Here is a 22120-nt window from a genome sequence, read left to right on the forward strand (position 1 = left end):
CGCGCGGTTTTGCGGGCGGGGTTAGCGTCGAGGGTGTGACGATTCGTATGGGGTACCAGATCCCCAACTTCAGCTACCCGGGCGGCCCGGCACAGATCTTCCCGACGGTCATCGCGCAGGCCCGCGCGGCCGAGGCCGCGGGCTTCGACACGGTGTTGCTCATGGACCACTTCTATCAACTGCCGGGCATCGGCAAGCCGGACGAGCCGATGCTGGAGTGCTACACCGCGCTCGGGGCCCTGGCCACTGCCACGGAGCGCGTGCAGCTGTCCGCGCTCGTCACCGGCAACACGTACCGCAATCCGGCGATCCTGGCCAAAACGGTGACCACGCTCGACGTCGTCAGCGGCGGCCGCGCGGTGCTCGGCATCGGTGCAGGCTGGTACGCACTCGAGCACAACGCGTTCGGTCTGGAGTTCGGCACGTTCACCGACCGCTTCGACCGGCTCGCCGAGGCACTCGACATCATCGCGTCGATGCTGCACGGCGAGCACTCCACGCACGACGGCGCCCGGTACCGCACCGACGACGCGTTCAACGAACCGCGTGTTCGCGACAACCTGCCGATCATGCTCGGCGGCGGTGGCGAGAAGAAGACGTTCGGGCTGGCGGCGAGATACGCCGACCACCTCAACATCATCTGCGACCCGGCGGACCTGCCGCGCAAGCTCGACGCGCTCGCCGCGCGCTGCGACGAAGCCGGCCGCGACCGCGCCACGCTCGAGACCAGTTTCCTGACCTTCGTCATCGTCGACGAGGACGAGCAGAACGCCCGCAGGTTGCAGCGCGAGATCGTGCTCAACAGCGGCACCGATCTCGACACGTTGTCCGAGGAACAGCGTGCGCAGGCGACCGCGCGGCATTTCGTCGGCACGCCGGACCAGGTCGCCGAGCAGCTGCGCACCCGCGTCCTCGACGTGGGCGTGGACGGCGTCCTGCTCAACCTCGTCGGCAACGGCCACCAGCCGGGCACCATCGAACTTGCCGGTGCAGCAGTGTCGGCAGCACTCGCCGGCTGACCGCGTACGGGCGATACCTCCCGTGCCACCACGACCTCAAGGAGTTTCATGACCGAGCAGCCCTTCCAGAACGTCACCTTCGCCAGCAACGGTGGAACGGCCCACGGCTATCTCGCCGTGCCGGAAGGCGGGTCCGGGCCCGGCCTCATCGTCATTCAGGAATGGTGGGGGCTCGACGACAGCCTCAAGAAGGTCGTCGACCGTTTCGCCGCCGAGGGGTTCGTCGCTCTCGCGCCGGACCTGTTCGGCGGTCGCGTGGCCCACGATTCGGACGAGGCGGGGCAGATGCTGTCGTCGTTGCCTGTCGAGCAGGCGACCAAAGACCTCGCCGGCGGTGTCGACTTCCTGCTCGGCCACGAAGCGGTCAGCTCTGCCACCGTCGGAGTGGTCGGCTACTGCATGGGCGGAGCTTTCGCGTTGCTCCTCGCCGCTCAGCAAGGCAACCGCGTTTCGGCGTCGGTGTCCTATTACGGCGTCGGCCCGGGAACGCCCGAGAGCTACGCCGGGATCACCGCCGCGGTGCAGGGGCATTACGGCACGCAGGACCAGATGATGCCGGCCGATGACGCCCGTAAGACCGAGGAGCAGATCCGCTCCGAATCCGGCGCCGAGGTCCAGTTCTTCTACTACGACGCCGGCCACGCCTTCATGAATCCGGACGACAAGATGGGCACCCACAAGCCCGAACTCGCCGAGCAGGCCTGGTCACGCACCCTCGAGTTCCTGCGTTCCACGGTGCAGTGACCCTGTCCCGCGACGGGATGCACACGCGTCCCGTCGCGGCTCACCGCCGGCGGCAGTCACCGGGCGTTCACGCGGCAGTTGCCTCGGTACGGGAGGCACCATGAGGCAATGAGCCTGCGAACCGGTGTCCCGGTGGCCGCTGTCGCACTGGCCGCGGTACTGCTGACGACGGGGACCTGGCACTTTGCCTCGCCGAGTGGGTTTGAGTCGATCGTGCCGCGCTTCCTCGGTTCGCGCGCTTTCTGGGTGCGGGCCAGTGGTGTGCTCGAGCTGGGTTGCGCCGTCGGGCTGTTGATCCCACGAACCCGTCGCATGGCGGGATGGGCCGCAGCCGCATTGTTCGTCGTCGTCTTCCCGGCCAATATCGACATGGCCGTCCAAGCGTGGCAAGGCCACGGCAGCAAGGTCATCGCATTCGGACGACTGCCACTTCAGATCCCGCTGGTCATCTGGGCGCTCTACATCGCTCGAGGCAACTGGGCCGGCGTCCGAACGCTGTGGCCGCGTCGGGCCGTACGCGAGATTTGAGTGACGTCAGCGCAACAACGGGGCCTCACGCCGTCTCGTAACGCATCATCACGGGCGCGTCGGTGGTTGCCCGCTCATGTCGCGTGGCGCGTGGACAGCGCGTCGGTCAACAACGCGACCAACGCTTCGTGCTGCACGTCGGCTGAGGACCATACGTCTTCGTCGGAGCCATCCAGCGCTCTCGCGGCGAGCCCTGCTTTGCTGTCGATCAGCTCGGCAATCCTGCTGTCGATGGTCCGCGCGGCGATGATGCGCCATGCGGTCACAGGTTCCGTCTGCCCGATGCGGTGGCTGCGATCGATGGCTTGTGTCTGCTCCGCGTCGGTCCAGGACAACTCGGCCAGCACGACGTTGGAGGCGACCTGCAGATTGAGACCGACACCGGCAGCGGTGAGCGAGCAAACCGCGATGACGACCTCGGAGTCGTTCACGAAGGCATCGATGTTGCGCTGCCGCGATAACGGAGTCTGACCGCCTCGGATCGACGAGAAGCGCATTCCCTGTTTGGCAAAGACCTCCTCTGCGACGTCCAAGACGTCGACATGCCGGGCAAAGAAGACCACTTTGCCCGCGCTGCGTGCGAGCTGCGCCGTGTAGTCGGCGGCGAGGCCGGCCTTGGCCTGACCGATGCGCCGCATCATGCCGAACACGTTCTCACCGGTCGTCGAGCTCGTATCCTTCTGCTCCGACGCCGCCACCTTGCGCACGAGTTCGTGGTCGATGCCATCGACGATGCCGGTCCGACGGTTCGCGAGCGCGGTCTCGTACTGGTCGACCATCCGGCGGGCGAGGTCGCGTTCGGCCGCGCTGATGGAACGGGCCAGCTTCTCGTCCAGCTCAACCGGTACGTCCGCGGTGCGGCGCGCAGGGATGTCGGCAACCACGTCGACCTTGCGACGCCGGACGATGCCGAGATCGATCACGCACTGGCGAGCGGCGGAGGAGAACCCGGGATCCGCGGGCGTCAGGCCCACGGACTCGAGAGATGCCATCAGATCGGCGAGCGGCTCGGTCTCGTCGATCCAGCCGAGGAACCGCCAGATCGCGCGGAAGTCGTCGATGTCGTTGATCAGCGGGGTGCCGGTGAGGGCCATCAACAACGGACGCGCCGGGCCGGACCGGATCCGTTTGGAGAGTTCCAGCACGTGCCGTGAGCGTTGGGAATTCATGTTCTTGATGAAGTGCGCCTCGTCGACGACCATGCCACGGAAACCGAAGGTGCCGAACCACCCCACGTGACGGTCGAGGACCTCGTAGTTGACCACCACGATGTCGGCGTAGCCGTCGACCGTCTCGCCGTCGCCGTAGACCGCGGTGACCGAGCGGTTCGGAGTCCACAGGCCGACCTCGCGGACCCAGTTGATCTTCACCACACTGGGGACCACCACCAGCAACGGATAGGCGTTCGCAGCCTGCGCCGCGAGCAGCGCCTGGGCCGTCTTGCCCAGGCCCGGCTCGTCGGCGAGCAAGAAGGTTCGGTGGCCGGCCGCCGCGGCGGCGACCAACCGCGCCTGGTGGGGCATCAGCTCCTGGTCCCCCAGGCCGCGCACGGCCGCCGGCGCCGGCAGGGCCATGCACGCCGGGGCTCCGCTGTCGGCCCGCTCGAACGAGGTGAACAGCGGCTTGAGCAATTCCCAGCCGGCCAGGCGACGCGGTCCGACCGAGTCCGGTCGGGCCGCCGAAAAATCAGGGGCGAGGAACGAGGTGGTGAGCTGTCGAGTCGCCACCGACTGAGGCACGACCCGACGCTCGCTGCCGGCGGGAACCTCCGCAGGCTCCGTCGGCACTGCCTCCTGGACGACGGCCGGCTCGATACCCGCCGACTTCAGCATGACGTGCATTGACGATGTGACCGCGTCCGAGACGGCGGCGTCCTCGGACAGCAGCGCGAGCAGCTTCGAGTCGCGGACGGCCGTCTTGGCGAGGATCGTGGCGATCCCGTCCAGGCGCTTCAGCTGGTTGGCCCGACGCCCTTGTGCACCGGTCTGCTCCCCCTGCACCCGGGCATGCTCCTCGCGCACCAGGACGGCCACGGCCTGGAACCTCGTGCGCACGGCAGGCGTCACGCGGCCGTGCTCGACGGCGACCTCCACCGCCCGGACGGCGCGCGCCAGGACCGAGATGAGGTCTTCCGGACCTGACGCGCGACGCTGCGGTCGCGAAGCGGTGCGGCGAGCGCCTGACCGACGCGGGCCTGATCGAGCCACGAACCCTCCTCTACACGCCAGGATCGGTGTCCAGGCGCGGCCGCGCACACGTACGGCGAACCAGTGACCACGTCCGCCAGAACCCGCCGACCGTCTGATCGGCAACGCCGCGAGCAACTGACTCCGGCACGTTGCCGCGGCCGCATAGGAAAGGGCCGCTTTCGACGTAGCCGACGAATCGGCGGCCGATGCCGGACGGCGTCGCTACCCGGCGAGTTTCCGCTCGCCTGGATGTCGCAACTTATGGTACCTAGCCGGCAGCGCCGTCCTCCAAGCGTGCAGCCAGACCTGGAGCCTTGATGGCATCCGCGCCGCGAGGCGACTCGGCACCAAACCTGATGAACCGTCGATAGCGGGTAGCCAGCAGCCCCATCGAGGCGCTTGACAGCCGTCGATATCGCGCACTCTCCGCCGGGCGACGCAATGGTGCGCGTGGTCATAGTCGGCAGCGCACTCGCTGCCGCGGTCAATGGCTGCGGCTGGGCACGGTCCGTCGAGCCTTCCTTGGCACTCGCTCGCACGATGATCCGGGCGGGTCCTACCGGATCCGACGACCTCCGCGGACGTCGGCGGCGCGTGCGGCTGCGGAATGGGCTCAGCCGGTGAATTCGTCGACGCCGAGGGCGAAGTCCCAGTGGCCGACACCGTTCGCGGCGAGGCCCATCGTCACCAGACCCATTCCCTCGACCCAGTGCGCCATCTTCAAGCCGCCGACGTCAAGTGGGCGCAGGCCGATGCTCTCGATGAAGGCAGCCAAAGCTGCCTTGGCCTGCGCATCGTCGCCGGCGAAGAAGACGTTGGGCCGGCCGTTCTCCAGAACACCGCGGAAGATCGTGTTGAACGCCTTGATCACGCGAGCGCTGGCCGGGGCGACCTTCGCGACTTCCTGCGCGATCGAGGTCTCACCGTTGTAGGCCAGTCCGTCGCCGGTGGCGTTGAAGGGGTTGCTGATATCGACGACGATCTTGTCGGCCAGTGAGTCTCCGTACTCAGCGACGACCGGAACGACGCCGTCGTACAACAGGGCCGTGATGACGATGTCGCCGGCCGGGACGGCACCCCACGTACCGGTGGTCGTGCCGCCGCCCAGCGCCGCGGCCAGGTCGTCGGCTTTGGAGTGGTCGCGGCCCATGACCTCGACGGTGTTGCCGCCTGCCACGGCCAGGGTGCCGATGGTGCGGGCCATGTTTCCTGTGCCGATCAGAGTGACGTTGCTCATGGTGTCCTCTCCGTCTTGTAGTGGTGTTGCCACTCGTTGGGGTGTTGTCGGTCGGGTTGCTGTCGGCTCCCGCCGAACAGATGCGCTACAGGGCGGTAGCGCCGCCGTCGGCGACCAGTTCCAGGCCGTTGACGTAGCTGGAGTCGTCGGAGGCGAGGAACAGGGCAATAGAGGCGATCTCTTCGGGTCGGCCCATCTTCTTGCGCGGGATGAGGGACTCGAACGCGGCGATGGTGTCCTCGTCGAATAGTTCTTCTTGCTTGGCGGTGGCGACCTGGCCGGGGTCAGGACGTTGACCCGGATCTTGCGGTCACGCAGTTCGTTGAGCCACACGCGGGCCCAGGCCTGCTGGACGGCCTTGCTTCCGGCGTAGAGGCTCCAGCCGGGAAAGGCGCCGAGGGAAGCGTTGGAGCCGGTCATGAAGATCGAGGCGCCGTCGTTCAGCAACGGCAGTGCCTTCTGCACGGTGAACAGCGTGCCCCGCACGTTGAGCCCGAAGGCGCGCTCGTACTGGTCTTCGGTGATTTCGCCGAGGGCGCCGGGCTCGCCCATTCCGGCGCTGGCCCACAGCACGTCGATCGAGCCCTTTTCCTGCTTGACCGTGTCGTACAGCCGGTCGAGATCGGCCAGGTCGGATGCGTCGCCCTGCACTGCGGTGACGTTGTGTCCGATCTTCGCGACGGCTTCGTCCAGGACGTTTTTGCGCCGGGCCTGGATGAAGACGTGCGCCCCTTCGTCAACGAACAACTTGGCGCCGGCCAGTGCCATGCCGGTGGATGCGCCGGTGATCACTGCGGTCCTCCCATCGAGCTTTCCCACGATCACTCCTCAGTGGTTGCGACGGTGCCGGGTCCCTGATCGGACCGTATGCACACCGATCTGTGTATGTAACGTAACCCCGCGGCTCGAAGCTGCGCAAGTTACCCACACCGATCGGTACCAACGAGGCGTACATTGATCACATGTCCGAGTTCGAGAAAGGTCCTCTGGGCGTGCGACGTGGCAGGGGCGCACGCGAGCGCATCCTCAGCGCCGCACAGCTGCTGTTCCGCAATCAGGGGATCAACCGCACCGGTATGGACCAGCTCTGCGCCGTGGCGCAGGTGTCCAAGCGCACGGCCTACCAGCACTTCGCCAGTAAGGACGAACTCGTGGCCGAGTACCTGCGCCGGTTCGATCCCGACGTCATGCCCGGCGTGTTCGACCGCACTGACATCACGCCGCGCGAACGACTCCTCGCCGCGTTCGACATGCCCGACACGACGCCCCTGTGCCCGTTCATCGGCGCAGCCGTCGAACTGCACAACCCCCAACACCCGGCCTCGCTGTTCGCGCGCGACTACAAGAACACGATCGCCGCCCGGCTCACCGAGACAGCCCGCGATGCCGGCGCCACCGATCCAGAACAGCTCGGCGAACAACTGGCGCTGCTCATCGACGGCGCCTCGGCCCGTACCCGAGTTCTCAACAGCGAATCGTTCTCCACCGCCGCCGCCATCGCCGCCGTGCTGATCGACGACGCCATTCCCGGTTGATCCAGTTCTCGGAGTCGGCTACTTGCCGATGGCCTGACGGACCGAGCGGATCGCGCTCGAACCGTCACCTACAGCTGCGGCGATCCGTGCCGCTCAGGGTTGGTACTTGAATTCGAGGTTGTTTCCGGCCGGGTCTCGGACGAACACCGCGTAGTAGTCCGGCGCGTACTCCGGCCACAACCGAGGCTCGTGCAGGATCTCGGTGCCGAGTGCAACGGCGAGCTCGTAGGCACGTCGGACGGTCGCCTCGTCTTCGACTCTGAGCGCGATGTGGGTCTGGCGACCATCGGGGTCGGTCGCCAGGGAGAACAACAGCTGGGTCGGCTGGCCCGGTAGGGCGTATCCGATCACGGTCGGTGTGTCGAAGGTTCGCGCACCTCCGATCAGGTTGACGACCTGGTCATACCAGTCGCCAACAGCGTTGAGTTCGTCGACCTGCAGGACAACGTGGTCGAGCAGCGTCATGGGCTCTGTCTCCATTCCTTTTGTCGCGCTCACCTGGGCGGGTGCGTCCCGCAGCGCCGCATCGACGTCGCCGGCGAACGCCTGCTTACGCACGCCGGCCCGCCGGCCGGAGATCCAGCGGTCAGTCGCGTCCCGATGCGTCGGGGCCGCCAAGCTGCCACATGTCGTAGTTTCCGCATTCTGCGGTGACCTCGGCCGCTGATTGGGCCGCGGTGAAGAAGGCGTCGACCAGCGGCGAGACACGAGACTGCGCAACGGCGAGGCACACCTGTTCCGGCGCCACGTCCGGCACAGGCACATAGACCACGTCCGGGTGCGAGTAGAACACCGTCGCCGAGCGGGCCAGGAACGAGATGCCCCGGCCGGCTGCGACATGTTCGAGCGTTTCGTCGACGCCGCGCACGCGGTATCCGGCGTTGGGGTGCCGGCGGGCGGTGGGTTGTGGAAGGTCGGCGTTCCAGACCAGCAACTCACCGGCCAGGTCGGCCTCGGTGACTTCTTCCTTGCCGGCCAGGCGGTGGCTGAGGGGCAGCACCGCCACTCGCGACTCGGTGTAGAGCGGCGCGATGCGCAGGCCGGTCTCGTCGACGGGCAACCGTACGTAGCCGAGGTCGATGCGGCCGTCGAGCAGCATCTGGGCCTGCTCGTCGCCTTCGATCCGCTGCACGTCGACCGGGACATCCGGGTGCTGAGCGGCGAAGAGCTGCACGGCCGGGGCGACCGCGATGCCTGCGCGGAAGCCGACCGTCAACCGTTGGCTCCCTCGCGCGGCCACGGACACCCGATGGCGGGCCGCCTGCGCGGCGGCCAGCAGCGGGCCGGCGTCGCTCAACAGCTGGCGACCGGCGTCGGTCAGCGCCACGCCGTGGCTGTCCCTGGTCAGCAGCGGGGTGCCCAGTTCCTTCTCCAGCGCGCGGATCTGGCGGCTGAGCACCGGCTGCGCGATAAGCAGGTCGTCGGCGGCGCGGCCGAAGTGCAACGTGTCGGCGACAGCGATGAAGTACCGCACCTTGCGCAGGTCCAAATCCATGGAGCCTCCTGATCGGCGATGCCCTCAGGCTATCGCCGCAGCCGAAAGAGGTCTTGGACGCGGGCTCGTCACCGTGGCCACGATGGGAGTCGAGCGTCTGATCCGACTTCGAGGAAAGAGGCACTCCATGAGCAGCATCAGCATTATCGGCGTGGGCGGCATGGCCCGCGCTCTGGGCGCCCGCGCGCTCGAGAGCGGCCACCGGGTCGAGGTCGTCGGCCGCGACACGGCCAAGGCCGAGGACCTGGCCGCCGCGTTGGGCGCGGGCGCCACGGTCGGCACGTTCGGCGACATCCCGGCCGGTGACCTCGTCATCCTCGCCGTGCCCTACACCGGCGCCGTGAGCGTCGTCGACCAGTACGGGGACGCGCTGAACGGCAAGGTCGTCATCGACATCTCCAACACCTTCACCGCACCCGACGACACCGAACTGGTCACTCCGTCCGGCTCGTCCGGTGCGCAGGAGATCGCCAAGGCCGTCCCGGCGACAGCGCGCGTCGTGAAGGCGTTCAACACCGTTTTCGGCCACATCCTGGCCCGCGGCGGCCCGCTGGACGTGCTCGTCGCCGGCGACGACGAGCGGGCGAAGGCGAGCGTGTCGGCGTTCATCCGGAGCCTCGGGCTGCGCCCGCTGGATGTCGGCGGTTTGGCGATGGCGCACTGGCTGGAAGGGACGGGTCTGCTGATGATGGGGCTGGCCGGCCACGGTGCGGGCTTCGACATCGCCCTCGGCATCGACGTCATCGACGACGTGCCGGAGCTGAGCACCGACAAGATCACCCAGGTCGTCCGATCGTATTTCGAGTTGGCGGGACACGGGAGCGCCGAGGGAAGCAGGAGTGCCGACGAGGTGGCTGGCCTGTTCGCCGACGACGCCGTCTTCGAGAGCGGCGGCGGCGTCCATCGCGGAACCGAGGCGATCCGCAGCGCCTATCACGCGTTGTGGGACGGCCGGGAGCAGGAGGTCGATGTGGTCTCGCTGAAGGTGGCCGGCGGAGAAGCAGCCGTGCACGTGCAGGTCAGCGCCTCGGGCCAGCGCGTCGACGTCATCGACGTGATGACTTTCGACAAGGACGCCAAGATCACGTCCCTGCGGACCTATTAGGACCGTTCCGACGCAGCCGCGCTGCGAGACCGCCAGGTCGCCCGCGTAGCTCGCGCACGTCTTCGCACCATCTCTTGCCATGTCGGCCACGAGGAGGAAGTACATGCGCGTCTTCGTCACCGGCGGGACCGGCCACTCCGGTTCCCACATCGTTCCCGAGCTGATCGCCGCCGGGCACGAGGTCACCGGTCTGGCCCGGTCGGACGAGGCCGCGGCGGCGCTATCCGCGCTCGGCGCGACGGTTCGCCGCGGCGAGCTCGCGGACCTGGACGGGCTCAAGGCGGCGGCACGGGAGTCCGACGGCGTCATCCACGTCGCGCACCGGCAGGACCTGCTACCGACCGGCGGGATGGACGCCGTCGCCCTCGCTGAGTTGCCGATCATGCTCGCGTTCGGCGAGGCGCTGGCAGGAACCGGCAAACCGCTCGTCGCGGCGGGCAGCATCGGCTCGCCCGGGCAGCTGGGCCGGCCGGCCACCGAGGCGGACCTGGCCCTGGCCGTCGGCGACGAGCACCGGGGCACTCTCCACGTCCGCAATGTCGTGGAGGCCGCCGTCCTCGACCTGGCCGAGCAGGGCGTGCGTTCCTCGGTCGTGCGAATCGCCAACATCATGCACAGCACCACCGATGTCGGCTTCCTGCCGATGCTGATCGCACTCGCACAGGAGAAGCGCTTCGCCGGTTACCCCGGGGACGGTGCGAACCTGTGGAACGCCGTGCACGTCCGCGACGTCGCCACGCTGTTCCGCCTCGCGCTGGAGAAGGGGCCGGCCGGCCGCTACTGGCACGCCGTCGAAGACGACGGCACCTCGTTCCGTGACATCGCCGAGGCGATCGGCAACCATCTGGGCCTGCCCGCGGTGAGCATCCCCCTCGACGAACTGATGGTGCCGGGCTACTTCGGGTTCCTTGCGAACGTCGTCACGAAGAGCTACCCGGCGTCCAACCTCATCACCCGCCGAACCCTCAGCTGGGAACCGACGCAGCCGCGTCTGCTCGCAGACCTCGACAACGGCCACTACTTTCCCGCCGCGTGAGGACAGAACCCATGTGTCGTGCTCAGCAACTCACGGGGTCCGGAAACCCCCGCGGACACGGTTGGCGAGCTTCAGTCGAAGGAATCGACCAGGGTGGGCACGTCGACGTCCTCGTCGGAGGTGAACTCGTGCCGACCGCGGGAGCGCAGGCGGTCGAACAGCGGCGGCGAGGGCCAGGCTGGTTCTTCGCCGTCCAGGAAGGTGCCGATCTGCGGCGTGTGCGGTCGCGCGCCGCCGCTGGCGTAGAGCAGCCCGGCCACGGTGGTGCCGCCCACGACGATCGCAAGGCTGATCCACAACGCGACCCGCGTGCCGTGCGCCGGCGAACCGACGCTCGTCGCCAGGTGCACGAAGATCGGCGCGACCATGAAGGCTGCGACCGCGCGCAGTAACTCGACCATCGCGAACACCCGTTGCAGGGTCATGGACGGCAGGGAGAATCCCGCGGCGAACAGCGCCGGCGCCACGGTCGCGCCCAGCCCGATGCCGGTGAGACCGGAGCCGACGAGCGCGAACGGTTGGCTCGCGGGAACCTTGACGAGGAACACCGCGATCCCGGCAGCGAGAAACGCCATGCCCACGACCGGCAGGTACTGCAGCGACCTGCGCTCGATGACCTTGCCCAGGGCCACCGCGGCGAGCAGAGCGCCGACGAGTTCAGGCAGATAGAGCACGCCGGCCCGCAGGGCGCCGTACCGCTCGGTGACCAGGTTCAAGGTCAGGTCGCTTACCGAGACCGACGCTGCCGCTGCGCACAGCGCGATCGTGATCCCGGTGACCGGCAGCGTGCTGCGCAGCAACGGGCCGAGCGGCAACAACGGATTACGGCTGCGCGTCTGGTACACGATGAGCACCACGATGATCGCCAGACCGCCGACGAGCGGGAGCACGGTCCAGAACGACAGGAATTTGTGCGAGGTCAGCTCGGAGGCGCCGAAAAACGCGGCGATGGACCCGACAGCCGCGAGCAAGATGGCGAGCGGGTCCTTCGGCGCGTTGCGGTTGGCCGGCGGGGTGTGGTCGTAGGTCAGGACCGTCAGCAGCAGGGCGGCCGCGGCCACTCCGGCCACGATCCACAGCAATGGCCGCCATTGGTGGAAGTCGGCCTGGATGCCGCCGATGACCGGGCCCAGCGCCACCGCACCGAAGATGCAAAGACTCATCGTCACTGCCGTGCGTTCCAGCTTCTCGCGGCCGAACCCGAGCGCGAGGGGCGGCACGGCCGCGATCAACAACAGGCTGGTGCACAAGCCCTGCAGGATGTGCCCGACGAGGAACATGGCCGGGTCCTGCGCCGCCGCCAGCAACACCGAACCGATCACCGACGCCGTGGCGTAGGCGACGAGCATGACGCGCTGCGGCAGGTGTTGGGCGAACACGACTGCTAGGACAGTGCCCACCGCGTAGCCCGCGTTCGCGAGGCCGAGCCCGAGCGACAGGGTCTGCGCGCCCATGCCCAAATCCTTCGAAATAATCGGCGTCAACGGCGAGAGCGCGGACGACAACGCAAGGTAGGGCACGAGGGCCAGCAACGCCATGGTGGCCACGGCGGGGTAGCGCCCGGCGAGCGGTCCGCTGGGGATGTTCATGGCACCTTTCACGGGCGAGGACGCCCCGTAGCTGAAGCCTCAACCGTGCCATGAACGCAGGCCGCGTTTTGGGTCCGCGGCTGCATCGTTTGCTTTCTCACACGTTCACGTTCTGGGGCATAAAAGCCAGCTCCGGCCGGTGACGATTTCGTACGGCGACCGTCCGTCCACGTGGCTTGCCGTTGGGGTTCGCGCCGTGCCGGCGGTCCACCTGGGCGTTGCGCAATACGGTGGTGCGATGACTGCTCCCGACGCGGCTGCCGCAGGGGTCGCCGGCTCCTGGGTGCTCGACCAGACCCACACCGTCGACGACGGTGACGTGAAGTGGCGGCAGCTCGGAGATCAAGGTGCGCCGATCGTCCTGGTGCACGGCACGCCATACTCGTCATTGCTCTGGCGCGACATTGCGCCCGCTCTGGCGGCGACGCGGCGAGTGTTCGTCTTCGACCACCTCGGATACGGACAGTCCGACATGCGCGCCGGGCAGGACCTGACCATCGCCGCACAAGCCCGCCGTCTCGCAGAGCTGCTGCGTCACTGGGACCTCGGCCCGGTCAGCGTTGCTGCCAACGACATCGGTGGCGCAATCACGCTGCGCGCCATGCTTGTCGAGGGGGCGCGCTTCAGCAACCTGACCCTGTTCGACTGCGTCAGCGGGGGCGAGTGGGAGGTCGGTCTATTCGCCCAGATCCGCAACAACCCGGAGGTCTTCGCCCAGCTGCCGGGCTACGCGCATCAGGCGCTTGTTTCCAGTCATCTTCGCAACGCCACCCATGCCGGGTATCGGCCAGGAGTCATGGAGGCCTACCTTCAGCCCTGGCTCGGCGAGGACGGGCAAGCAGCCTTCTACCGGCAGTACCGCCAGCTGGCCCAAGCCGACACCGACGACTACGCCCATCTGCTTGCCGACATCGACATCCCGGTGCGTCTGTTATGGGGACGCGAAGACCGCATCGTGCCCCCACCGTTTGGTCGATGGCTCGCCGACCACGTCAGACACCAGAGCCTGACCTGGATCGACAACGCCGGACACCTCCTACAAGAAGACGCCCCCGCGCAACTCACCGCCGCACTGTTGAAAAGTTGAGCAGTCTTGCAACCCGGCATGCCGGAGAATCAGGCATCGCCCCGAGCGCGTCCACCGCCGGCAGCTCTTCATGTGCCCGTGGACTGCAGAAGACCGTGCGCCTCGTCGCCGCGGCGCGCGGACTGGGCTCGTGAAGCAGCAGTTCTAGAAGCGATGATTGTCAAAGCCCGGGTGGCTGGTTGGGGCTCGGCGTAGAAGTAACCCTGAATCAGCACTCGAGCCTCATCGGGCAAAGCAGCGAGCTGGTGCTGCGTCTCGACGCCTTCGACGATGCAGTTGATGCCGAGCTGTTCGGCGAGGTTGATGGTGGTCTTGACAAGGGTCATCGCCTTGGGGTCGATAGGTAGCTCGCGGGTGAAGCTTCGGTCGATCTTGATGCAGGTGATCGGCAGTTCGGCGAGGTAGCGAAGCGACGCGTAGCCGGTGCCGAAGTCGTCGATGGCCAAACCAACGCCCAGCGCGTTGAGCGCTCGCAGATCCGCGAGGTCGGCCGGAGCGGCATCCAACAAGACAGTCTCGGTGATCTCCAGAGTAAGTGCTTCTGGGCTGAGACCACTTGTATCTAGGGCGTTGATGATGCGCTGGTGAAAGCCGGGCCGGGTGATGTCACGAACACTGCGGTTCACCTTCAAGATGAGATCGGCGTAGGCCGGCTCGCGGCGCCATGCCGCTGCTTGTACGCATGCCTGCGCGAGCACCTCGGAATCGATAGCGGCGATAAGACCGGTGCGCTCTGCCACACGCACGACCTGACTGGTATCCAGGAAATTCCCGTTGTCGCCGCGTATCCGCAGCAGCGCCTCGACTCCATGGATGACGTCAGTGCGTGGGTCGACAATCGGCTGGTAATAGACCTCGATGCCGTCGACGTCGAGGGCGTGTCGAATCTGTCGTTCCAGGTAGTCTGTCCCGGCGTCTTCGAGGCGGTGGCTCGGCTGGAAGAATGCGTGACCGTTGCCGCCGCAGATCTTGATGTGATACATCGCCGCGTCCGCATCACTGAGCAACGTCTCGGCGCAAGAATGATCGCCGGCGAGGGCGATTCCGATGCTCGCGGACAGCCGATGTTCACGCCCTTCGACCCGGAACGGTTCCGCAAGCGAGTCGGCGATACGTTGAGCGACGTGCGCGGCCACCGATGCCGAGTCCGCATGTTGTGGGATGTCAAGGATGACGGTGAATTCATCGCCGCCCATGCGCGCGATCGTGTCGGTTAGCGCGGACGCGTCGCCGCCAGCACGCGCCACGGTGTCCGCGGGTCTGATCGAGCTGCTCATGCGCGCCGCTGTCTCGACCAAGACCACGTCACCGATGTGATGACCGTAGGTGTCGTTGATGCGTTTGAAGCCGTCAAGATCGCAGACCAACACCGCAACCTGACCGCCACGCGACGCACGCAGAAGCGAGTGGTCGAGCCGATCGTGAGCCAACCGCCTGTTCGCCAGACCGGTCAGCTCGTCGTGCAGCGCAGCGTGCTCAAGCTGTTCCTCGACGGCGACTACATCGGTGACATCGCGGCTGATGACCAACAGTTCACGGATGGCCCCGCGACTGTCGCGCGTGAACGGTGTCACGCGCCGCGATACCCACCGAACGCGCCCGCCTTCGTGGTGAACGCGGTGTCGCATCTTGGCGACGCCACCGTCCGCCAAGCCGGACGCATCCGCGAAGAATCCCGTCATAGCAGCACGATCCTCGACGGGCACCAACACCTCTACATCAGTTCCACTCAGCACTCGGACGATGGGTTCGGTGAACCCGATCAGCGGCGTCCCCGAGCGGTTACCGCGGACCAACGAGCCGCTCGCCACGTCATACACGTGGATCGCATCCGGGGTTGCCTCGATTACCGCTTGCTGATGACGATTGGCCGCCGCAAGTTCCGCGCATTCCTGACGTAACAACTGCAACTCTTCGTGCACGTCCGTAACAGCGACGTGGGCACCGGCGGTAGGTTCCCCACTCGCCGGCGCGAGCGCCGTGTCCGAAAGCGGGAGGAGCGGTATAAATGAGCGCTTCCTGTGTCGTCGAAGCATAGTTGGCGCAAGAGGTCGCATTCGCACTGTTGACGCCTCCAAGCAGAGCCCCGCGCCCTCGCTCCCTCTTCATCGGCATCGCAGCCTCGGACTTGAGGTCACGACGGCTATTGGCCGCCGCCGCCCCCGAGCGCACCGGAGCGCCCGCCGCGATCGAGCTCGCGGTAGCCGCTGGATGTACGTCGTTGACCTCAACCCGACCGACGAGAGCGCACCAGCGGATGTCGCCTCACACTTTCTGACCTGGGTCCATCGAAACAGCCCCATCCGCCCGCCACACGCTCGAGAGCGGTCGGTATGCGCGCCGGCTCAGGCTGACCGGCCGCGCGCAGAAAGTTCGTTCTGCTAGCACTGAACAACCGCTCATGCCGATGAGCGTGGGCGTGTATGAATCTAGGGTCGGTGACGTGGAGAATGTTTACCGTGGGCACCCGTCCCCTACTGGTCAGATGCGCGACGGCGAGCTGATTCCCGTATCGGACGCTGCCGAAGCAGACACCGTCGTGTGGTTCGCGCTCCCGCCCGACGGTGAGCAAGCCATTTGGGAGGGTCTGTCAGCCCAATCCGCAGGGCAGGACCAGGTCATCGTCCGATCAGTCCCTCTATTTGCGTACGGACTGGGATATGGCGATCGCGTATCCGTAATCGCTTCGGCTGAGGGACCGCTGGTCGCCACGGCCATCGTTGAACGGGGGGACCACTACGGGTTCCGCGTCTGGCTGAAGAACGCGAGCGCCTCACTCGCTGACATCGTTCGGACGTACGGCAACATGGGTTGCTTCATCGAGGGCTACAGCAACCAACTCGTCGGGCTGTCGTGCCCTTCTGTGTTAGCTCAACAGGTCGCCAACGCTCTGGCAACGGACGAGCGAGCAGGCCGATTGCTTTACGAGACCGCGCGCTGAGCGCGCCCTCACGCCGCGACGAGTGCGCACCTACCCGTCGATATGTTTGCGCGCGGCGATACTTACTGAGTGAGCGATGTCGGGTTCTATTACGAGTTGACCGGTAGCGGTTGGGCCGAGGGCACCCTCCAGATCGGCGACGCAAGGGTGAGGTTGACCGCGTCATACCTCAGCGACGCCCTGGGAGATCTACTACGCGCTGTGCTGGCGATGGGTCGCGGTTCGGAGCGGGTGCGCTTGAGCTGGATCGAAGAACCAGCCGAGCATCGCTGGATCATCACGCGTGAAAACCAGCAGGCCACCGTTGCGGTCCGCCGCTTCGAGCACTGGGACAACGGCATAGCGCCGGATGCTTGGGGCGCGGTCGTGTTTGACGCCACCTGTCGGGTCGAAGACTTGATGTTGGCTGTTGCGCAAGGAACCCGTCAGGCTTACTTGGCGCACGGCGTAGACGGATACAGGGAGCTCTGGGGCGAACACGAATTTCCACTCGACGCACTCGGGGAGCTGGAGTCTCTAGCAATTGCCTGAGTACCGTAGATCGTTTGCCCCGCCTTATCCCCCGGCCCGTGGTACACGTCGCTTGGAGCGCCACGCGACGGGTGAGCACGAGCGCATCTCAACGCGACTGCACGACGTTTCGCAATAGAGGCTGCTGCAGCATCCGGTGACACTCGCCGGGCTCCACCGCCAGGTGCTGACGTGAGCCCAGCGCATATCGGCGCACGCTTCAACGGCGGCTCTATGCCGGTCAGCGCCCATAGTCGGCAACTTGTTTGACTCGACGCTGGGAGCTCGGGTGCACGATGCTCGGGCGTTGGACTTGGTCGGGTTCGCTCGCGAATCGGCTGCCGTCGTCCTGGTGGCGTTCTGGCTCACGAACGGCCTGCGGTCCTGCCGGTCCACCCGGCGAGGGTGTGGCTCAAGAGAGGTCTGCGCTGCCGGTAGTTGCATTGCCCTCCTCGTCTGCCGTTGTCCGCTCGCGAGCAGGGAGATGCGATGCAAGGTAGTGACGTGTTGATAGGGGTCGATCCGCACAAGGCGAGTAACACGCTCGCGGTGATGGATCCAGCTACTCGGGTGGTGCTCGCGAGTAGACGGTTCGCCAACACCATGGACGGCTATGGCGAGCTGCACGCGTTCGCCGAGCAGTGGAGCGAACGTCGGTGGGCGGTTGAGGGCTGTCACGGCGCCGGTCGCTCGTTGGCTCAGCGGCTCGTAGCCGGTGGTGAGATTGTGCTGGACGTGCCGGCCAAGCTCGCCGCCCGAGTGCGGGTTTACTCCCAAGGTCACGGCCGCAAGACCGATCTCGCCGACGCGGTCTCGGTCGGCACGGCGGCGCTGTTCGGTGATGGCGTCGCGCGGGTGCACGTCGACGACGCGCTGGTCAGCTTGCGGCTGTTGTCCGATCGGCGGTCCGAGCTCGTCGCGCTGCGCACCCAAGCTGTTTGTCGTTTGCACCGGTTGCTCGTCGAGCTCACTCCGGGCGGGATGCGCCGCAAACTGCAAGCCGACAAAGCCCAGCAAGCATTAGCGTTGCTGCGCCCTGACAGCGCGGTCGACCTGGTACGGGTCCAGCTAGCGCACGAGCACATCGCAGACATCCACGTGCTCGACGCGAAGATCAAGACTGTTGTTCGACAGATCGGGACCTTGGTCGCCGACAACGGCACCGGTCTCACCAACCTCTACGGCATCGGACCGGTGATCGCCGGCCGCATCCTTGCTGAGGTCGAGACCGTCGGCCGGTTCCCGACCAAAGACCACTTCGCGTCCTACAACGGCACCGCACCGCTCGACGCCTCCTCCGGAGACCAGATCCGCCACCGGCTCTCGCGCGCAGGGAACCGACGCCTCAATCACGCGCTGCACATGATGGCTGTGACCCAGATCCGCCAGCCGGGCAGTCCCGGTCGTGGCTACTACGAACGCAAACGGCTCGAGGGCAAGACACCCAAAGAAGCGTTGCGCTGCCTCAAACGCCGACTCTCAGACGTGGTCTATCGCCAGCTGCGCGCCGACCGCGCGAGCACAATCACCACGTGCGAATCACCTACGACCGCGAAGCTGACGCCGCCTACATCTACCTCACCGATGCCAGGCTCGCCCCCGGTCGCGACACCATCGACGTCGAAGTCCCCGATGACGCAACCTGCGAAGTCTTCCTCGACTGGAAAGACGGCCGCCTCGTCGGCATCGAAATCCTCGACGCCAGGGACGCCATTCACCAAGATCTCCTCGACCAGGCCGAAGACATCGCCGACGGCTAAGTCAGGCCCTCGCCATTGACAGAGAGGAGCCGTTCTGCGTTCGGGTGAAGTCAGACGTCGTGCGCGAGCCAGCGGTCGATCAGGTACCGGGAGATCGAGAAGTGCGGCGGGATGCCGCGCAGGCGCACGCTGTCGTCGCCCGGCTGGGGTTCGACGAGCTCGTCCGTCCAGTCCGCGGCGCGGCGCACGTCGTCGCGGGTGAACCAGCCGGCCTCAGCCATCTCCACCGGGTCCAGCACGATCGACGGATCGCCATCCAGCCGCGCCACGAAGCCAAGCATCAGCGACGCAGGGAACGGCCACGGCTGCGAGGCCAGGTAGCGCACGTCGCGCACGCCGACACCGACCTCCTCGAACACCTCGCGCGCGACCGCAGCCTCCAGCGACTCCCCCGGCTCGACGAAGCCGGCGAGCGTCGAGAACCGGCCGGGTCCCCACTGCTGACCACGCCCGAGCAGCGCGAGATCCTGCCCGTCGTCCTCGCTGGTGATCAGCATGATCACGGCCGGGTCGGTGCGCGGGAAGTGCACTGACCCGTCGCGGGTGCAGGTGCGCGTCCAGCCGGCCTGCGTCTGCTCGGCGGGCGCACCGCAGCGCGGGCAGTGCCCGTGCCGCTGGTGCCACTGCTCGAGCGCGACGGCGCTGATCATCAGGCTGGCGTCCAGGTCGTCCGCGCGGGCGCCGAACTCGCGTGGTGTCTGCCAGCCGTCCGAGTCGGGCTCGGCCGCCGTCACCGCGAAATACGGCACCTCGCCGACCAGCCCGAGGAAGCGCCGCGGACCGTCCGGCGCGTCGCCGGCGGTACGCACGGCCAGCCGCCCGTCGACAACCGGCGTCTTCGAGTCCGGGGTGACCAGCACGACCTGCGCGCGCGTCCACGCGTCGGCCAGCCACGCGTCGTCGGTGCGATGCAGCGCCGCGCGGTCGTAGTGCGTGCCGGACAGCGGCGGCTCGTCGACCATGTATGAGGCCTACCCGCGTTCGAGCGGGCCGAGCACGGCCAGCGGCGCCGCGACCGACGCTGCGTCGCCGACCAGCACGGACGTGAACGCGGACGGCGCGAAGAACTGCGTCGCCGCGGCGCTGACGTCCTCGACCGACGTGGCCAGCAGCCGGGCCGGGTGGTCGCGGATCCAGTCGAGGCCGAGCCCGAACGCCGACAGTGCGGACAGCGTCGACGCGAGCCCGGCCTGGGTCGCGGTCGAGAGCGCCAGCGCGCCGATGGCGTACTGGCGCACGGAGTCCACCTCAGTCTGCGTGACCGGCAGCGAGGCGATACGGCCCAGCTCGTAGACCGTCTCCAGCAGTGCGGGCGCGGTGACCTCGGTGGCGACCTCGACGTCCAGCGACACCGTCGAGCCGAGCACGTGGTGATCGACCCGACTGTGCGGGCCGTACGTGTAGCCCTTGTCCTCGCGGATGTTCTCCGTCCAGCGCGAGGAGAAGTACCCACCGAAGATCAGGTTCGCGAGCTGCAGCGCCGGGTACCCCGCGTCCTCGCGGCGCAGGCCCACACCGGCCATGCGCACCGACGTCTGCACCGAGCCCGGTCGGTCGACGAGCAGCGGGGCACCGCCGGGCGGCGTGGGCAACGCCGGCACCCGTGGGTGCTTCGCCGTGCCGGTCCAGCCGGCCAACGCGGTCGCGGCCCGCTCGACCAGCCGCGCGGGAGGCAGGTCGCCGACCAGCACGAGCACGGCACGGTCGGGCTGCACCAGATCGCGGTGCAGCGCGCACAGCTGCGCCGGTGTCACCGCAGCAACCGCCTCGGGTGTCGGCAGGTCGAGCGCGTAGGGGTGCTCGCCCCACATGCGGTGGTCCAGCGCCTCCGCGGCGAGCACGCCGGGCCGGGCGCGGGCCATGCCGAGCTGCTCGACGAGCCGGTCGCGCTCGATCGCGACCTCGTCCTTGGCATACGCCGGCTGCGTCACGAGGCCGGCGACGACGTCGAGCAGCTTGGCGAGATTCGTAGCGAGCACGTTGCCGCTGAGCACGAGTCGGTCGGCGTCCACCGAGGACGACAACGAGGCGCCGAGGCCCTGCACGGTCTCCGCGATGGCGACGCGATCGAGTTCTTCGGTGCCGGTCGGCAACGTCTCGGCGAGCAGGTTCGCGCGTGCCGGATGGCCGGCCTTAGCGGACAGGAACGGCACCCGCAGGCGCATCTCGACGATCGGGATGCCGGGCTTGCGCACCGCGACGACCTGCAGCCCGTTGTCGAGGACGGTCTGCTCGCTGCGCAGCTTGCGTGCGGTGCGCGCCTTGGTGAGCGCGGGCAGCGCCGTCGGCGTCGTCATTTCGCACCCCCTGCCACGAGTTCGAGTACGGCTCGTCGCTGCGGCGCGAGCGCACCGGCCGCGGCACGCACGTCGTCGACGCTGACCGCCGCCAGCCGGTCGGGCAGTTCGGCGAGCAGCTCGGCGCGGCCGTGGATCAGCTCGAACTTCGCGAGTTCCAACGTGCGGGAGATGACGGCGTCGCACTCGCGCAGCAGCACGCTGACCAGCCGGGTGCGTACGCGGTCGAGTTCGCCGCGCGCCAGTCCCTCCTCGGCGATGCGCGCGATCTCCTCGTCGACGCCGCGCAGGATGGCGGGCAGCGACGCGGCGTCCGGGTAGTGCGCGGTGATGGTGAGCGTCGTGGGGTCACGCTCGTCGAACGGATCACCGAACTCACCGATGTAGGCACCGACGTCGGTGACGAGTTGGTCGCGTTGCACGAGCCGGCGTTGCAGCCGCGACGCGTCGCCGTCGCTGAGCACCTCGGCGAGCAGCAGCTTGGCCAGCAGCACGTCGAGCGACGTCACCGGGTCGGCGACGCGGTAGCCGATCGCGACGGCGGGGATGGGCGCGTGCGCGTCCTGGTGCGTGTCGTGCCGTTCCGCTTCCAGTGCCGGTTCGGCGAAGCTGGGCCGCTGCGGCGCCGGCCGCTTCTCGATGCCGGCGAAGTGCTGCTCGACGAGTTTCACGGCGTCGTCGACCTCGAAGTCGCCGGCGAGCGCGAGCACCGCGTTGGCCGGTGCGTAGTAACGGTGGAAGAAGTCCTTGGCGTCGTCGGTGGTCGCGCTCTCCAGGTCCTCGAAGCCGCCGTAACCGTTGTGCGAGTTGGCGAACGTGTCGAACAGCACCGACGGCAGGTAGATCCACGGGAAGCCGCCGTACGGCCGGTTGAGCACGTTGACCCGGATCTCGTTCTTCACGACGTCGAGCTGGTTGGCGAGGTTCTCCTCGGTGATCCGCGGGCTGAGCATGCGGTCGGCCTCGAGGAACAGCCCGCGCTCCAGGGCGTTGGACGGCAGCGCCTCGAAGTAGTTCGTGTAGTCGAAGTGCGTGCTGCCGTTGAACG

19 protein-coding genes and 3 pseudogenes are annotated in these 22120 nt (G+C 67.5%); 12 read left to right on the plus strand and 10 right to left on the minus strand.

Going from position 1 to position 22120, the window contains the following annotated elements:
• Positions 1-35 precede the first annotated feature (35 nt).
• The 3 genes from ACFFCN_RS10610 to ACFFCN_RS10620 all read left to right on the plus strand — a co-directional run bounded on the left by ACFFCN_RS10610 (position 36) and on the right by ACFFCN_RS10620 (position 2291).
• Positions 36-1019 (plus strand): LLM class F420-dependent oxidoreductase, encoded by a 984-nt coding sequence (locus ACFFCN_RS10610; protein ID WP_375491409.1) that lies wholly within the window; start codon positions 36-38, stop codon positions 1017-1019.
• 48 nt (positions 1020-1067) lie between these two features.
• Positions 1068-1763: a dienelactone hydrolase family protein gene (locus ACFFCN_RS10615; protein WP_375491411.1), complete on the plus strand. Its 696-nt coding sequence runs from the start codon at positions 1068-1070 to the stop codon at positions 1761-1763.
• A 108-nt stretch (positions 1764-1871) separates the two neighbouring features.
• Entirely contained in the window at positions 1872-2291 is a 420-nt protein-coding gene (locus tag ACFFCN_RS10620; RefSeq protein WP_375491412.1) for a DoxX family protein, read from the plus strand.
• A gap of 74 nt (positions 2292-2365) precedes the next feature.
• Here ACFFCN_RS10620 and ACFFCN_RS10625 read toward each other — a convergent pair whose 3' ends face one another.
• The 3 genes and pseudogenes from ACFFCN_RS10625 to ACFFCN_RS10635 form a co-directional block, all read right to left on the minus strand.
• Complete coding sequence (locus ACFFCN_RS10625) at positions 2366-4498, minus strand: DEAD/DEAH box helicase (RefSeq protein ID WP_375491435.1); 2133 nt, start codon at positions 4496-4498, stop codon at positions 2366-2368.
• A gap of 595 nt (positions 4499-5093) precedes the next feature.
• Positions 5094-5717 (minus strand): NADPH-dependent F420 reductase, encoded by a 624-nt coding sequence (locus ACFFCN_RS10630; protein ID WP_375491413.1) that lies wholly within the window; start codon positions 5715-5717, stop codon positions 5094-5096.
• An 85-nt stretch (positions 5718-5802) separates the two neighbouring features.
• Positions 5803-6536, minus strand: a pseudogene (locus ACFFCN_RS10635) (SDR family NAD(P)-dependent oxidoreductase).
• Between the two features lie 143 nt (positions 6537-6679).
• Here ACFFCN_RS10635 and ACFFCN_RS10640 point away from each other — a divergent pair.
• Positions 6680-7252 carry a TetR/AcrR family transcriptional regulator gene (locus tag ACFFCN_RS10640; protein WP_375491415.1) on the plus strand — a complete coding sequence of 191 codons (573 nt, stop codon included), beginning with the start codon at positions 6680-6682 and terminating at the stop codon, positions 7250-7252.
• A gap of 93 nt (positions 7253-7345) precedes the next feature.
• Here ACFFCN_RS10640 and ACFFCN_RS10645 read toward each other — a convergent pair whose 3' ends face one another.
• Both ACFFCN_RS10645 and ACFFCN_RS10650 read right to left on the minus strand, forming a co-directional pair.
• Positions 7346-7717: a VOC family protein gene (locus tag ACFFCN_RS10645; protein WP_375491416.1), complete on the minus strand. Its 372-nt coding sequence runs from the start codon at positions 7715-7717 to the stop codon at positions 7346-7348.
• Between the two features lie 121 nt (positions 7718-7838).
• Positions 7839-8747: a LysR family transcriptional regulator gene (locus tag ACFFCN_RS10650; RefSeq protein WP_375491418.1), complete on the minus strand. Its 909-nt coding sequence runs from the start codon at positions 8745-8747 to the stop codon at positions 7839-7841.
• 127 nt (positions 8748-8874) lie between these two features.
• Between ACFFCN_RS10650 and ACFFCN_RS10655 the strand changes: the two are divergent.
• The 3 genes and pseudogenes from ACFFCN_RS10655 to ACFFCN_RS10665 form a co-directional block, all read left to right on the plus strand.
• Positions 8875-9489 (plus strand): annotated as a pseudogene (locus ACFFCN_RS10655) (NADPH-dependent F420 reductase); the annotation flags it as partial.
• A gap of 9 nt (positions 9490-9498) precedes the next feature.
• Positions 9499-9852 carry a nuclear transport factor 2 family protein gene (locus ACFFCN_RS10660; RefSeq protein WP_375491437.1) on the plus strand — a complete coding sequence of 118 codons (354 nt, stop codon included), beginning with the start codon at positions 9499-9501 and terminating at the stop codon, positions 9850-9852.
• A gap of 103 nt (positions 9853-9955) precedes the next feature.
• A complete protein-coding gene (locus tag ACFFCN_RS10665; protein ID WP_375491420.1) occupies positions 9956-10888 on the plus strand; it encodes an SDR family oxidoreductase in 933 nt (310 codons plus the stop codon).
• Between the two features lie 71 nt (positions 10889-10959).
• Here ACFFCN_RS10665 and ACFFCN_RS10670 read toward each other — a convergent pair whose 3' ends face one another.
• Complete coding sequence (locus ACFFCN_RS10670; protein WP_375491422.1) at positions 10960-12477, minus strand: MFS transporter; 1518 nt, start codon at positions 12475-12477, stop codon at positions 10960-10962.
• A gap of 238 nt (positions 12478-12715) precedes the next feature.
• Between ACFFCN_RS10670 and ACFFCN_RS10675 the strand changes: the two genes are divergently transcribed.
• The gene (locus tag ACFFCN_RS10675; RefSeq protein ID WP_375491424.1) at positions 12716-13564 is read left to right on the plus strand and encodes an alpha/beta fold hydrolase; all 849 of its coding nucleotides are present in this window, start codon (positions 12716-12718) and stop codon (positions 13562-13564) included.
• Positions 13565-13632: 68 nt separating this feature from the next.
• Here ACFFCN_RS10675 and ACFFCN_RS10680 read toward each other — a convergent pair whose 3' ends face one another.
• Positions 13633-15486: a putative bifunctional diguanylate cyclase/phosphodiesterase gene (locus ACFFCN_RS10680; RefSeq protein ID WP_375491425.1), complete on the minus strand. Its 1854-nt coding sequence runs from the start codon at positions 15484-15486 to the stop codon at positions 13633-13635.
• Between the two features lie 521 nt (positions 15487-16007).
• Between ACFFCN_RS10680 and ACFFCN_RS10685 the strand changes: the two genes are divergently transcribed.
• From ACFFCN_RS10685 to ACFFCN_RS10700, 4 genes and pseudogenes are all read left to right on the plus strand, one after another.
• The gene (locus ACFFCN_RS10685; protein ID WP_375491426.1) at positions 16008-16505 is read left to right on the plus strand and encodes a DUF4265 domain-containing protein; all 498 of its coding nucleotides are present in this window, start codon (positions 16008-16010) and stop codon (positions 16503-16505) included.
• Positions 16506-16574: 69 nt separating this feature from the next.
• Positions 16575-17036: a hypothetical protein gene (locus ACFFCN_RS10690; RefSeq protein WP_375491427.1), complete on the plus strand. Its 462-nt coding sequence runs from the start codon at positions 16575-16577 to the stop codon at positions 17034-17036.
• A 468-nt stretch (positions 17037-17504) separates the two neighbouring features.
• Positions 17505-18515, plus strand: a pseudogene (locus ACFFCN_RS10695) (IS110 family transposase); the annotation flags it as partial.
• Positions 18516-18547: 32 nt separating this feature from the next.
• Positions 18548-18775 (plus strand): DUF2283 domain-containing protein, encoded by a 228-nt coding sequence (locus ACFFCN_RS10700; RefSeq protein WP_375491438.1) that lies wholly within the window; start codon positions 18548-18550, stop codon positions 18773-18775.
• Positions 18776-18825: 50 nt separating this feature from the next.
• Here ACFFCN_RS10700 and nudC read toward each other — a convergent pair whose 3' ends face one another.
• The 3 genes from nudC to ACFFCN_RS10715 form a co-directional block, all read right to left on the minus strand.
• Positions 18826-19737, minus strand: coding sequence for an NAD(+) diphosphatase (gene nudC, locus ACFFCN_RS10705; protein WP_375491429.1), 912 nt, complete (start codon positions 19735-19737; stop codon positions 18826-18828).
• A gap of 9 nt (positions 19738-19746) precedes the next feature.
• Positions 19747-21072, minus strand: a complete 1326-nt coding sequence (locus tag ACFFCN_RS10710) for a M16 family metallopeptidase (protein WP_375491431.1) — start codon at positions 21070-21072, stop codon at positions 19747-19749.
• Positions 21069-22120 (minus strand): M16 family metallopeptidase (locus ACFFCN_RS10715; RefSeq protein ID WP_375491433.1); only part of this gene is annotated, 1052 nt, incomplete at its 5' end. The genes ACFFCN_RS10710 and ACFFCN_RS10715, both read right to left, overlap by 4 nt.

The sequence above is a fragment of the uncultured Jatrophihabitans sp. genome (assembly GCF_964246335.1).
Lineage (GTDB): Bacteria > Actinomycetota > Actinomycetes > Mycobacteriales > Jatrophihabitantaceae > Jatrophihabitans.

Excerpts from the sequence above, each read along its gene's own strand:
- ACFFCN_RS10710 (WP_375491431.1), bottom strand. The coding sequence starts at position 21,072 with ATGACGACGCCGACGGCGCTGCCCGCGCTCACCAAGGCGCGCACCGCA.
- ACFFCN_RS10630 (WP_375491413.1), bottom strand. The coding sequence starts at position 5,717 with ATGAGCAACGTCACTCTGATCGGCACAGGAAACATGGCCCGCACCATC.
- ACFFCN_RS10615 (WP_375491411.1), top strand. The coding sequence starts at position 1,068 with ATGACCGAGCAGCCCTTCCAGAACGTCACCTTCGCCAGCAACGGTGGA.
- ACFFCN_RS10645 (WP_375491416.1), bottom strand. The coding sequence starts at position 7,717 with ATGACGCTGCTCGACCACGTTGTCCTGCAGGTCGACGAACTCAACGCT.
- ACFFCN_RS10665 (WP_375491420.1), top strand. The coding sequence starts at position 9,956 with ATGCGCGTCTTCGTCACCGGCGGGACCGGCCACTCCGGTTCCCACATC.
- ACFFCN_RS10675 (WP_375491424.1), top strand. The coding sequence starts at position 12,716 with ATGACTGCTCCCGACGCGGCTGCCGCAGGGGTCGCCGGCTCCTGGGTG.
- ACFFCN_RS10670 (WP_375491422.1), bottom strand. The coding sequence starts at position 12,477 with ATGAACATCCCCAGCGGACCGCTCGCCGGGCGCTACCCCGCCGTGGCC.
- ACFFCN_RS10620 (WP_375491412.1), top strand. The coding sequence starts at position 1,872 with ATGAGCCTGCGAACCGGTGTCCCGGTGGCCGCTGTCGCACTGGCCGCG.
- nudC (WP_375491429.1), bottom strand. The coding sequence starts at position 19,737 with ATGGTCGACGAGCCGCCGCTGTCCGGCACGCACTACGACCGCGCGGCG.
- ACFFCN_RS10640 (WP_375491415.1), top strand. The coding sequence starts at position 6,680 with ATGTCCGAGTTCGAGAAAGGTCCTCTGGGCGTGCGACGTGGCAGGGGC.
- ACFFCN_RS10650 (WP_375491418.1), bottom strand. The coding sequence starts at position 8,747 with ATGGATTTGGACCTGCGCAAGGTGCGGTACTTCATCGCTGTCGCCGAC.